Genomic DNA, 11,941 nt, shown 5'->3' with positions numbered 1-11,941 from the left:
TGTCTTCCCCTCAAATATCAGTTGCTGGCTGCGAAGGCGGCGCCGAATTCCTTCAGCGTCTCGTCGCGCTTGCCGTAGACTTCCTTGGCGTCGATCGGCAGGATTTTAAGATCGCCGATCAGCGGGCGATTGGCTGGAACATCGGTGCGAGAAGGCATCAGATAGGTGTCGGCAACCATTTTCTGGCCTTCGTCGGACAGCATGTAGTCGACGAACTGCTTGGCCTCATCCTGGTTCTTCGACCATTTGAGGATCATGGCGGGGCGGGGCGCGATCACTGTGCCGGATGCCGGGAAAATGACGTCGATGGATTCGCCCTTGGCCTTGCCGGCAAGCGAGATATAGTCGACGGCACCGAACACGGCGGCCTTGGCACCCTGAAGGACGGGGTTCAGAGCCTCTGCATTGGCACCGGCCACAGCCGCGCCGTTTTCATGCAGGTTCTTGAAAAGGTCCCAGCCTTGCTGGGCCTGAAGGGCGGCAACGAGCTCGAAGGTCGCGCCCGACTGCGCCGGGTCCGGCAGGTTGACCTGATCCTTGTATTCGGGCTTGGCGAGATCGGCCCATTCGGCAGGCTTCGGCGTCTTGCTCGCTGGGTTCCACGCGATACCGAGGGCGGAGACGCCCTGCGCGACCGCGGTTTCGTTCTTGAGGAAATCCGGTACTTTCTCCGCATTCGGGCTGGTATAGGCCACCAGCCAGTCGCGCTTGGCGAAGTCGGTTGCCGTGTCCCAGGACGCCGAAATCAGAACGTCGACAACCGGATTGGCGGCTTCCGCTTCGATGCGCGCCATGACCTTGCCGGTGGTTGCCTGAAAGACGTTGACCTTCGCGCCGGTCTTGGCGGTGAAGCCTGCCGCAAGCTTTTCGATCAGGCTGCCGGGACCAGCCGAATAGACGGTGATGTCTGCATGGGCTGCCGTGCTGGACAGCAAGGCGGTGACAAGCGCCAGCCCTGCGCCGAGAATGGATTTTTTCATCTGTCTCTCCTGAGATGTTGCCTGATGGAATGGTCCTATTTCGAAAACCAGCGCAGCTGGCTGGCATCGACCGAAATGCCGACCGGAACGCCGGGAGAAAGGCGGATATGGTCGAGATAAGTCAGTTCGTGACCGTCCTGCTGCGAACCGATGCGCACCGTGGTCAGGTGGCCGTCGCCGCGAAACTGCGAGCGCAGCACGGTTGCGGGAATTGCGGCTTCATGGACGGGAACGCTGCGCACGGAGCGCGACGGCAACAGCACATGGGTTGCCTGTCCGGCGGCGGAACCTTGGGCGATGTGGATTTCAGTGCGCGCGATCTTGTAGGCATTGTCGCGCTGTTCGACCGGTACGACACAGCCGAGCCGCAGGAAATCGGCGACCGCAGGTGTGGTCGGCTCGGCGACAAGCGCTTCAGGCGAAGCCAGCTGCTCGATCACACCGGCGCGCATGACAGCCACCTGATCGGCCAGGGAAAAGGCTTCGCTCTGGTCGTGGGTGACATAGATCGCGGTCAGGCCCAGATTGGCGACAAGCTGCCCGATCTCGGTGACCATGTTTTCGCGCAGTTCCCGGTCGAGATTGGAAAGCGGCTCGTCGAACAATACCAGTCCCGGTTCGGCAACGATGGCGCGGGCAATGGCGACGCGCTGCTGCTGGCCGCCCGATATATCGCTGATCGCACGCTCTCCAAATCCGGCCAGACCAACGCGGTCGAGTGCGGAGGCAACGCGCTTTTCCCGCTCCGCGCGGCCCAGCCCGCGCATTTCGAGCGGAAAGGACACATTGCCGAAAACGGTCATATGCGGCCAGAGCGCATAATCCTGAAACACCATGCCGAGATGCCGCTTTTCAGGCGGGACGAAAGTGCCCTTCCGGGCATCCGCGACGGTGATGCCGTTGATCGTGATCGATCCTTTCGTCGGGGCGAGCAGTCCGGCCACGAGGCGAAGCAGCGTGGTCTTGCCACAACCGGACGGCCCTAGCAGGGCGAGGGTCTGTCCTCGCGGCAGTGAAAGATCGATATTTTTCAATATCGTGGTCGGACCGTAGGCAAGATTCAGCCCCTCAGCCCGAACGGCAATATCCGCTTTTATATTAGAGGACTGTAACATTTTCCCGCAATCCAAATGACTTGGGAGCTTCTATTCGGATTGCGTGACAGTTGGATGACGTTGCGAAAGGGCGTCCTGCCGCCTGTGGGGAACCAATCGCCCCGGCATCGGTTTTTCTCTTCATGCGAAAAAGGAAGGGAAGACGATGAGATTTGGAAAACTCGCCCTGGGTCTGACGGGATTGGCCGCGGGATACGCGCTGACCCGGGCAAGCTCGCCGCAAATTCCACAGGGAATAGTCCCGGTTAAACCCTTCGATCTCACGCGCTATCTCGGCAAGTGGTACGAAGTGGGACGGCTTGAAAACCGTTTCGAGCGTGGTCTGACGCGCACGACCGCGGAATATTCGCTGAATCCCGATCAAACGGTGAAAGTGGTCAATCGCGGCTTCGATCCGTGGAAAGGTCGCTGGACGCAGGCCACCGGAACCGCGCGCTTTGTTCGGTCTCCCGACGAAGGCGCGTTGAAAGTTTCCTTCTTCGGGCCATTCTACGGCGGCTACAACATCATGGATATCGATGAAGGCGGCTATCAATGGTCGATCATTGTCGGCTCTACGCGCAGTTACTTCTGGGTGCTGTCGCGCGAGCCGGAGCCAAGCGAAGAGTTGAAGGCGCGTGCTGTCGCGCAGGCGTTGCTTCTCGGGATCAATTCCGACGCCATTTTGTGGGTGCCGCAGTAAATGCACAGCAAAAGGCCCGCCGAAGCGGGCCTTTTATTCTTGGCCTATGCCCCGTAAGGCACCCAGATATTTTTCACCTGCACAGCCCGCCGCAGATAATCACGGCCCTGTCCTTCGGCCCTGTTAAGCCAGTTGGGCAGGCGACCGTTGTTGGCCCAAGTGGCCTTGAGGTTTCCGGCTGAAGCCTTTTCGACCATGGCGCTGCCCTCGCGGGAACCGAAGTACCAGACAGCCGCAACATCGTCGTGTTCGGCCAGCGTCTTCGTCAGAAGGTCGCGTTCTCCGGTGACGATATTGACCACGCCGCCCGGCACATCGGACGTGTCGAGCACCTGATAGAAGTCGCCTGCGACCAGCGGCTGGCGGCTGGAAGGCACGACCACCGTTCGGTTGCCCATGGCGATTGCGGGAAGCACGAGCGAGACGAGCGACAGAAGCGGCGCTTCGTCCGGGCAGACGATGCCCATCACGCCCCACGGTTCGTTCATCGCCAGCGTTACATGGCGCGACTTGGTTGAGTGCACCGCCCCGTCGAACTTGTCGGCCTGCGCGGCATAATAGAAGATGCGGCGCAGCGCGGTTTCAAATTCCTCTTCCGCCTTTTTCTCGTTGACGCCGGTGCTTTCCATCAGTCGCGCCACGAAATCCGCCCGGCGCGCATCAAGGTTTTCGCCGAGATAATAGAGCACCTGCGCCCGGTTATGGGCTGTTGCTGCGCCCCAGCTTCCGGCCTTTGTCGCCGCTTCCACCGCGTTGCGAATGTCCTTGCGATTGCCGATCCCGGCCTGACCGATGACCGCGCCACCCTTGCCGATGACCGAATAGCTGTAGCCGCCATCGGGGCGCGCCTGCTTGCCGCCGATATAGTTCTTCATCGTGCGATCAATACCGTCGATAGCGACCTTGTCGTCACTGGCAGGCGAGGCCGATGGCACGAAGACTTCCGCAACCTCGGCCGGGGAGAGGGCCTTTTCCCAATCGGAGACAAGATATTCGTACATGCCCTCGCGTGCGCCTTCGCGGCCGAACCCGCTTTCGCGGTAGCCGCCGAAACCGGCTCCGGCATCCAGCATGTTGGTGCAGTTGATCCAGACGACACCGGCCTTCACCCGCGCCGCAAGATCGAGCGCGACATTGATGTTTTCAGACCAGATCGACGCAGCCAGCCCGTAGCGCGTATTGTTGGCAAGCGAGACGGCTTCGTCCGGGGTGCGGAAGGTCGTCGCCGCCGCAATCGGCCCGAAGATTTCCACCTGACACACGGTCGAGGCCTGATCCACTTCGGTGAAGAAACCGGGGGCGATGTAATTGCCCTTGGCTGGCAGCGGGTTCGGCGTCTGCCACAATTCGCCGCCTTCCTCGATGCCCTTCTGGATAAGATCGAAAATGCGCTTCACCTGACCGGGCGAGACGATGGCCCCGACATCGGTCGATTTGTCGAGCGGATCGCCGACCCACAAGCTTTCGAGGCGCTTTTTCAGCTTGGCATAAAAACGCCCGGCAATGCCTTCCTGCACCAGCAGCCGTGATCCGGCGCAGCACACTTCGCCCTGATTGAACCAGATGGCATCGACCACACCCTCGACCGCGGCATCGAGATCGGCATCTTCAAAGACGATGAAGGGCGACTTGCCGCCCAGTTCCAGCGACAGTTTTTTGCCCGAACCTGCGATCTGCTCGCGAATGACGCGGCCAACCCGCGTCGAGCCGGTGAAGGCAACCTTGTCCACCCCGTCGTGGCCGCAGATTTCCGCGCCGGTGGTGCCATCGCCCTGCACGATGTTAACGACACCTGCGGGCAAGCCGACTTCGTGGCAGATTTCAGCAAAGGCAATGGCCGAAAGCGGCGTCAGATCGGCAGGTTTCAGAACCACCGTGTTACCGGCGGCCAAAGCGGGTGCGATCTTCCAGGCAAGCATGAGAAGCGGGAAATTCCACGGAATGACCTGACCGCAGACGCCGACCGGCGAAAAGCCCTTGAACTCATCTTCCACCATCTCGGCCCAGCCCGCATGATGGTAGAAATGGCGGGCGGCGAGCGGAATGTCGATATCGCGGGTTTCGCGGATCGGCTTGCCATTGTCCATGGTTTCCAGCACGGCCAGAAAGCGCTCGCGCTTCTGGATATGGCGCGCGATGGCATAGAGATATTTCGCACGCTCGTAGCCCGACAGCTTGGACCATTTGCCGAAAGCGGCGCGGGCGGCCTTTACCGCCTGATCGACATCATCCGCATTGCCGCAGGTGATTTCTGCGAGCTTGTCGCCATTGGCCGGATTGGCGACGGCGATCGCCTTGCGGCCTTCCGGCTTGACAAAGGCTCCGTTGATATAGTGGCCGAAAGAACGGCCATGCTGTTCCAGCCACAGGTTCACATCGCCGTTTGCTTCGGGTGAAGGTCCGTATTCCATGGTCTTGAGAATGTCCTTGATGGGTCGCATTCTGAAAATCCTCTAAGCATTTGCAGCCAAATGGAGCTTTTGGCGTCGCAGAAATGCGATAAACTTTATGCAGCAGCGTGACGGTTGGCGGCGGAGTAGCGCCCGGTCACGAAGTGCTCCAATTGCCGTTCGATATCTCCAAGCATCGATGATGCGCCGATGCGGAACAGATCGGGTTCCAGCCAGCGATTGCCGAGTTCTTCCTTCATCAGGGTGAGCCAGGCGAGCGCATCCTTGGCGCTCTTGAGGCCGCCCGCAGGCTTGAAGCCGACGCTCTGGCCGGAAAGCGCGCCATAATCGCGCAGCGCCCGCACCATGGTCAGGCTCACCGGCAAGGTGGCGTTGACATCTTCCTTGCCGGTCGAGGTCTTGATGAAATCCGAACCCGCCTGCATCGCCACCATCGAGGCGCGATAGACATTTGTGAGCGTGTTGAGATCGCCGGTGGCGAGGATCGCCTTCATATGCGCATCGCCGCAGGCTTCCCGCATGGCGGCAATCTCGTCGTAAAGGGCTGACCAGTTCTGCGTCAGCACGTGCTCGCGGGTAATCACGATGTCGATTTCATGCGCGCCCTGTTCCACCGCATAGGTGATTTCGGCAAGGCGCAGCGGCAAGGGGGTCAGACCGGCAGGAAAGCCCGTCGCCACCGAGGCGACCGGAATGCCGGAACCTTCAAGCGCTTTCACGGCGTGCGGAACCATGGTCGGATAAACGCAGACCGCACCGGTGGTGATGCCTGCATCCGCGAGGCCCAGCGCTTCCAGAATATCCTCGCGTACCGGACGGCGCGCCTTGGCGCAGAGCCTGCGCACGCGGCCCGCCGTATCGTCGCCGGCGAGCGTCGTCAGGTCGATGCACTGGATGGCGCGGATGAGCCACGCCGCCTGATATTCCTTCTTCACCGAACGGCGGGCGCTGATGGTGGCGGCGCGGCGCTCGGAGGCGCTGCGATTGACGGACACGTCCTCAAACCAGTCCGGCTTGAGCGGTGTCCCGTTATTGCGGGGGAGGGCTTCGGTCATTTCATTGTCCGTTCATGGGTTCAGTTACGATCAGGCGCGTTCGGTCGAGGGGGCGTGATCGCGGCAGAACGTTTCGAATTCTTCCTGGCTGGCATAGGCTTTCTGCGTGCCGGACCGGGTGATGGAATGGGCCGCATACAGGGCGGCCTTGCGAAGCGAGGCCTCCACATCGCCGGTCCCGGCGTAAAACCGGGCGAAGGAGCCGATAAAGGCATCGCCTGCGCCAGTCGTGTCCTTCGGCGTGACCTTGACTGGCGGAATATTGACGATTTCGCTTGCCGTAATCATCCGCGCTCCGCGTCCGCCGAGCGTAACGATGACGGTGCGGATGCCACGCGCGATGAGCGAACGCGCTGCGCTGACGATTTCATCGTCCGTCCCGGTCGGCAGGCCGGAGAGGATTGCCAACTCGCTCTCGTTCGGCACGAGAAAGGTCACCTGCCGGATCAATTCGGGATCGAGATCGGCGGCGGCAGGGGCCGGGTTCAGGATGGTTTCAATGCCATTTTCTGCAGCAAAGGCGATGGTGTGATAGACGGTCTCGACCGGAACTTCCATCTGCATGAGAATAAGGCCGCAAGCTTTCAGATCGTTGGCAGCCTTGTCGACTTCGGCGGGCAGAAGATCGGCATTGGCGCCCTTGACGATGAGGATCGAGTTTTCACCCGAGGGTTCGACGAAGATTGGGGCTACGCCGCTCGATTTGCCGGGGACCTTGCGCACATGGCGCGTATCGACGCCGAACTCATTCAGGTTGCGGATGGTGCTGTCGGCGAAAATATCGTCGCCCACCCGCGTGACCATCATCACATCCGCGCCAAGGCGCGCGGCGGCGACGGCCTGATTGGCGCCCTTGCCGCCGCAGCCGATTTCAAATGTCGGGGCTTCCAGCGTTTCGCCGGGGCCGGGCATACGGTTCACATAGGTGATGAGGTCCACCATGTTGGAGCCGACCACTCCGATCTTTCTGGTCATGAGACGTTCCTTTGAAATTTCAGAGTGCCTTGATCGTGGCTTCAAACTGTTCGGCGGCTGTCGTATCGAGATAGCCGACGCGCACGGGAAAGACGGCGCGCTTACCCGGTGCCAGCACCTGCACATTGTTCTTGGCTTTTTCGGCCAGATAGCCTTCCGGCTCGCAGGTCGAGGGCAGGGCAAAGGCTGCAACCTGCGCGTCTCCGTTCACGAGAATCCAGCGCACGGTTTTTGGGAAGATTTCGGTCGGGTAGGAAATGCCAAATCCGTCGCCCTCGGGAAGCTGCATCATCAGATGTGTGTTGCCATCGGCATCTTTCGGCAAGCCGCGAATATAGAAGACCTGCTCGGGATCGTAGCGCTCCGGTTCATCCAGCACTTCCATCGCGGCCGGGTCGGAGGCCAGTTCGTCGATCAGCGACAGGTAATCGTCGTTGGGCGTAACGTGGCCGGGAACGGCGGTGCGCACCTGCACGTGATCCGGCGTATAGGGCACCGGCTGCACGATCCGCGCGCCTTCCGCATAGGCGAAATTGACGTGGCACATATACATCAGCTCCATAGGAGCGGATGAAAGGTTCTCCACGTCCATGGTGATGTCGAACAGCGTTTCATCGGCATGAAGCCGCACGCTTGGCCGTGCCAGATAATGCGCGCCGAAGCCCATTACATATTCGTATTCGCCGGTGATCTCGACAAAGACGCCGCGCGCGTCATGACCAAAGAGAAGGCCCGCCTTGTCCATCTTTGCGCAGGCCATTTCGCCATGCAGAAGATGATTGTCCTGAGGCGAAGGACAGCCATTGCGCAGGATGCCGCTGTGGAACGCAAAGCAGCCATAGGTTTCCACGATGGTGGTTGCCGGGCGCGGCATGGAGAAGCTGTTGCCCATGGTGAGGTCCACGCCGTCGAATTCAGCCCCCCAGATCATCTGGCCCATGAAGGGCAGCACGATGATGTTGCCGCGCTCGTTCTCGACCAGCAGGGCCTCTATGCCGCTTGGATAGCGAAAGGCGGTGACGCTGAGGCCATAGGTGTTGGCGATCACATGCGGCTGCTCGACAAAATCCTGGCGGCGAAGATGAAATTCGATGTCCGGCCCGATATTTTGCATAGGGATCACCTGCCCTGATTGCGCGATGCGTTGATCGCGATGACGAGAATGAGGAAAGCGCCCCAGATGAAATCGATGAGATGGTTGGAGAACCGCATCATCTGGAAGCCGGAGGAAAGCAGCATCAGCGCCACGAGCGCGATGGCGATGCCCAGCACCCGCCCCTTGCCGCCTGCCGGATTGGTGCCCCCGAGAACGGCGATCAGCACGGCTTGCAGCAGGTAGGACGCGCCATAGTCCGACTTGGCGGCGTTGGTGCGGCCCGAGAGGATGATCCCGGCTATGGAAGCCAGAACGCCGGTGAGCATGTAGGAGTAAAGGATCATGCGCTCCTTGCGGATGCCGGCAAAGACGGCAGCCCGGGGATTGGTGCCGATCAGCATGAGATTGATGCCGAGCGTCGTGCGCGTCAGGAGAATTGCCACGACGATGCACACCGCGATGAACAGAAGGAAAGGCGTGGCGATGCCGAACAGATTGCCGTTACCGACCCAGTTCCACGCATCGGGGAAGCCGACGATGGCAGGCCCGCCGGTCAGAACCAGGGCAAGCCCCATCAGCACCTGTCCGGTGCCGAGCGTGGCGAGGATCGGCGTGATGCGCAGCCTGGCTATGAGGAGGCCGTTGACCAGCCCCGACACAAGCCCGACCAGCAGTGCGAGCAATATGCCGATGATGGTGTAGAACAGCATCCCCGAGCCGGAGGCCTGTGCCGCCTGCACCATGGAGGAGTGAAAATAAACCCCGGCCACGATGCCCGCCAGATTGGCGATGCCGACCACCGAAAGATCGATGCCGCCCGTCAGCATGGCAATCATCATGGCGACGGAGAGGATGCCCAGCTCCGGCATGATGTAGCTGATGGATTCAAAGTTGTAATAGCGCAGGAACTTGTCCGGATTCATCCAGGTCATCAACGCAAAGACCAGCACGGTGATGACGATGAGCTGGATGATATTGCTGTCTCCGCCAAGGATGCGGCGCATGTCGGAAGACTGTTTCATGTCGCTTGTCTCCTCAGGCGATGCTTTTGCGGTCACGCCATGCGGTGATGGCGGTGGCAACGATGATGATGAGACCCACCACGACGCGCTGCCATGTGGTGTCGACCTTCATGATGATGAGCGAGTTCTTGACCATGACGAGCATGAAGACACCCATCAGCGTGCCGAGAACGGTGCCGCGTCCGCCGAAGATCGACGCGCCGCCCAGAACCACGGCTGCGATCACGTCCAGCTCAAGCCCGACGAAATCACGCGGATTGGCAAGCCAGATCATCGAGGAATGCAGAAGGCCCGCGAAGCCTGCGAGCGCCCCGGCCACGCAATAGACGAAGAAGATGGTGCGGCGGGTATTGAAGCCGACGCGCTTTGCCGCTTCCGGCGATCCGCCATAGGCATAGACGCTGCGCCCGATCATCGTATAGTTGAGGATCAGGTGGATCAGCAGCGCCAGCGCCAGATAGACGAGGAACATCGCGGTCAGGCCGAAAGCCGTGCCGGAGGCCGATGTCAGCGAGATCACATCGGTCTTGCCGAATGCGATCAGTTCCTTCGGCATCTTGTTGATGTTGACGATGCTGGTGCCGACAAGGCCCAGCACCAGTCCGCGCACGATGGAGCCTGTGCCGAGCGTGACGATCAGCGGGATCATCTTGAAGCGATGGATGATCAGGCCGTTGAAAGCGCCGAGCAGCAGGCCGATCAGCGTTGCCGCGACGAAGGGAATGAACACGCCGTCATAGCCGAGATAGACCATGGCGCGGACTGTCAGATACATGGCCGCGATGGCAAAGGCGGTGAAGGAAACATCGATGCCGCCGGAAATCATCACAAGCAACACACCGAGCGCCATGATGCCGATCACGACATTGGAACGCAGGAGGCCGAAGATATTGTCCAGCGACCAGAATGCCGGATTGATGAGGCCGATAATGACCATCGCCGCGAACAGGACGCAGGCAATGATGAATTCGGTACTGCGGAAGAATTTCATTTGCCGGCTCCTCAATTCAGCGTCTTGAGCCGGTCGTTGACGGCATCTTCGGTCATGGTTTCACCGGAAAGCTCATCGACGAAACGCCCGCGATGCATCACCAGCACACGATTGCAGTTCTGCACCAACTCGGGCACGTCATCGGAAATCATCAGGACGGCGAGCCCTTCATCGCGCGCGAGCTTGCGGATGATGTTGTGGATCTGCGCCTTGGAGCCGACATCGACACCCACGGTCGGCCCATTGAGGATCAGCACCTTGGCGCCGGTCAAAAGCCAGCGCGCCAGCACCACGCGCTGCGCATTGCCGCCCGACAGGTGGTTGACTGGCGTATGCGGGCCGGGGGCCACGATGTGCATTGCCGAAAACATGTCGCGGGTCGTGGTGTCCGCCTTCGCGCGGTCTATGAAAAGGCCGCGCACGAATTTCTCGATCGAGGTCACGATGATGTTGCGCTCGATCGATTGCGCCAGGAACAGGCCTTCCGTCAGGCGGTCTTCCGGCACATAGGCGACGCCGCAGGCGATCCCTTCCTGCACGGTTTTCGGGTGGACCTGCCTGCCGTCGATACGCACGGTGCCGGTGAAATCCGGCTTCATGCCGAAGAGAGCCAGCGCGAGCTCCGTGCGGCCCGAACCGATCAGCCCGGATATGCCGACGATCTCGCCTGCATGGAGGGTGAGGCTGGCATTGTCCACGGAACCGGGAACGGAGAGATTGGCGATTTCCAGCGTCGGATTGGCCGAAGCGCCTTCACGCGGGGTCCAGTGATAATGGTCCGATGTGAGTTCCTGGCCGGTCATGGCGCGTGTGATCGACGGCTCGTCGAAATCGGAAATCGGGCCTTCGGCAACTTTCCTGCCGTTGCGGAAGACGGTCAGCCTTTCGCTTATTTCCAGCATCTCGCGCATCTTGTGGCTGACGAAGAGCACCGCGATGCCCTGCGTCTGAATATCGCGCACGATCCTGAACAGCGCGTCCACCTCATGCCGCGTCAGTGCGGTTGTCGGTTCGTCCATGATGATGAGCCGGGCGTCGGCCATGACGGCGCGCGCAATCGCCACGATCTGCTTGCCGGAAGTGGGCAGGCTGTCCACATCCGCATCGAGGTCGATGCTGACGCCAAGCCGGTCCAGTGCCTTCTGCGCCAGTTCGCGCACCCGCTTCCAGTCGACGCCCTTGCGGCCTTCGATCAGAAAAGTATTGATGGCCAGATTTTCGGCAACGGTCAGGTTCCCGAACAGCGAGAAATCCTGATAGATCACCTGGATGCCATGATGAACCGACTTGACGGGATCGAGCTTGCCGACAGGTTTGCCGTCGATCAGTATCTCGCCGTCTTCCGGCGTGTAGACGCCCGACATGACCTTGATGATGGTAGATTTGCCGGAGCCGTTCTCGCCTGCCAGACAGTGGATTTCGCCGGGCTTGATGGCAAAGGAAACGTCGTCCAGCGCCCTGACGCCACCGAAACGTTTCCCGATATGGCGCAGTTCGATCAGGTTTTCACTCATGAGGGGCCTCGTGCAAGGCTGGAATGCGATTGGCAGGGTGGGAGGGGCATGAAGCTCCTCCCGTCAAGCGCGTTTCGATATGATTGAATCAGATCGGCGC

Annotated in this window: 10 protein-coding genes; 1 reads left to right on the top strand and 9 read right to left on the bottom strand. The window is 60.5% G+C overall.

Going from position 1 to position 11,941, the window contains the following annotated elements; genetic code table 11:
* Nucleotides 1–17 precede the first annotated feature (17 nt).
* Both JNC63_RS02840 and JNC63_RS02835 read right to left on the bottom strand, forming a co-directional pair.
* A complete protein-coding gene (locus JNC63_RS02840) occupies nucleotides 18–980 on the bottom strand; it encodes an ABC transporter substrate-binding protein (protein ID WP_006468295.1) in 963 nt (320 codons plus the stop codon).
* A 35-nt stretch (nucleotides 981–1,015) separates the two neighbouring features.
* Nucleotides 1,016–2,095 (bottom strand): ABC transporter ATP-binding protein, encoded by a 1,080-nt coding sequence (locus tag JNC63_RS02835; protein WP_006472053.1) that lies wholly within the window; start codon nucleotides 2,093–2,095, stop codon nucleotides 1,016–1,018.
* A gap of 145 nt (nucleotides 2,096–2,240) precedes the next feature.
* On the opposite strand from JNC63_RS02835, the gene JNC63_RS02830 reads away from it, so the two are divergent.
* Nucleotides 2,241–2,777, top strand: coding sequence for a lipocalin family protein (locus JNC63_RS02830; protein ID WP_006468297.1), 537 nt, complete (start codon nucleotides 2,241–2,243; stop codon nucleotides 2,775–2,777).
* A gap of 44 nt (nucleotides 2,778–2,821) precedes the next feature.
* Here JNC63_RS02830 and JNC63_RS02825 read toward each other — a convergent pair whose 3' ends face one another.
* The 7 genes from JNC63_RS02825 to JNC63_RS02795 form a co-directional block, all read right to left on the bottom strand.
* Nucleotides 2,822–5,218: an aldehyde dehydrogenase family protein gene (locus JNC63_RS02825; protein WP_006468298.1), complete on the bottom strand. Its 2,397-nt coding sequence runs from the start codon at nucleotides 5,216–5,218 to the stop codon at nucleotides 2,822–2,824.
* Nucleotides 5,219–5,283: 65 nt separating this feature from the next.
* Entirely contained in the window at nucleotides 5,284–6,243 is a 960-nt protein-coding gene (gene deoC, locus JNC63_RS02820; RefSeq protein ID WP_006468299.1) for a deoxyribose-phosphate aldolase, read from the bottom strand.
* Nucleotides 6,244–6,273: 30 nt separating this feature from the next.
* Nucleotides 6,274–7,218 (bottom strand): ribokinase, encoded by a 945-nt coding sequence (gene rbsK / locus JNC63_RS02815; RefSeq protein ID WP_025092120.1) that lies wholly within the window; start codon nucleotides 7,216–7,218, stop codon nucleotides 6,274–6,276.
* 19 nt (nucleotides 7,219–7,237) lie between these two features.
* A complete protein-coding gene (locus JNC63_RS02810; RefSeq protein WP_006472054.1) occupies nucleotides 7,238–8,332 on the bottom strand; it encodes an aldose 1-epimerase family protein in 1,095 nt (364 codons plus the stop codon).
* 5 nt (nucleotides 8,333–8,337) lie between these two features.
* Nucleotides 8,338–9,336: an ABC transporter permease gene (locus JNC63_RS02805; protein WP_006472055.1), complete on the bottom strand. Its 999-nt coding sequence runs from the start codon at nucleotides 9,334–9,336 to the stop codon at nucleotides 8,338–8,340.
* Nucleotides 9,337–9,349: 13 nt separating this feature from the next.
* Nucleotides 9,350–10,327: an ABC transporter permease gene (locus JNC63_RS02800; RefSeq protein ID WP_006472056.1), complete on the bottom strand. Its 978-nt coding sequence runs from the start codon at nucleotides 10,325–10,327 to the stop codon at nucleotides 9,350–9,352.
* Nucleotides 10,328–10,338: 11 nt separating this feature from the next.
* Entirely contained in the window at nucleotides 10,339–11,841 is a 1,503-nt protein-coding gene (locus tag JNC63_RS02795; RefSeq protein ID WP_075041576.1) for a sugar ABC transporter ATP-binding protein, read from the bottom strand.
* Nucleotides 11,842–11,941: the final 100 nt, after the last annotated feature.

It is taken from the genome of Brucella ciceri (assembly GCF_041930145.1).
In the GTDB taxonomy this organism is placed as follows: Bacteria; Pseudomonadota; Alphaproteobacteria; order Rhizobiales; family Rhizobiaceae; genus Brucella; species Brucella intermedia.
The sequence above is the reverse complement of the archived record's forward strand: the minus strand, read 5'-3'. Positions and strand labels throughout refer to the sequence as shown.

What these genes read in the sequence shown, in the direction of transcription:
- JNC63_RS02830 (WP_006468297.1), top strand. Translation starts at nt 2,241, where the DNA reads ATGAGATTTGGAAAACTCGCCCTGGGTCTGACGGGATTGGCCGCGGGA.
- JNC63_RS02810 (WP_006472054.1), bottom strand. Translation starts at nt 8,332, where the DNA reads ATGCAAAATATCGGGCCGGACATCGAATTTCATCTTCGCCGCCAGGAT.
- JNC63_RS02795 (WP_075041576.1), bottom strand. Translation starts at nt 11,841, where the DNA reads ATGAGTGAAAACCTGATCGAACTGCGCCATATCGGGAAACGTTTCGGT.
- JNC63_RS02840 (WP_006468295.1), bottom strand. Translation starts at nt 980, where the DNA reads ATGAAAAAATCCATTCTCGGCGCAGGGCTGGCGCTTGTCACCGCCTTG.
- JNC63_RS02800 (WP_006472056.1), bottom strand. Translation starts at nt 10,327, where the DNA reads ATGAAATTCTTCCGCAGTACCGAATTCATCATTGCCTGCGTCCTGTTC.
- JNC63_RS02805 (WP_006472055.1), bottom strand. Translation starts at nt 9,336, where the DNA reads ATGAAACAGTCTTCCGACATGCGCCGCATCCTTGGCGGAGACAGCAAT.
- JNC63_RS02835 (WP_006472053.1), bottom strand. Translation starts at nt 2,095, where the DNA reads ATGTTACAGTCCTCTAATATAAAAGCGGATATTGCCGTTCGGGCTGAG.
- rbsK (WP_025092120.1), bottom strand. Translation starts at nt 7,218, where the DNA reads ATGACCAGAAAGATCGGAGTGGTCGGCTCCAACATGGTGGACCTCATC.
- deoC (WP_006468299.1), bottom strand. Translation starts at nt 6,243, where the DNA reads ATGACCGAAGCCCTCCCCCGCAATAACGGGACACCGCTCAAGCCGGAC.
- JNC63_RS02825 (WP_006468298.1), bottom strand. Translation starts at nt 5,218, where the DNA reads ATGCGACCCATCAAGGACATTCTCAAGACCATGGAATACGGACCTTCA.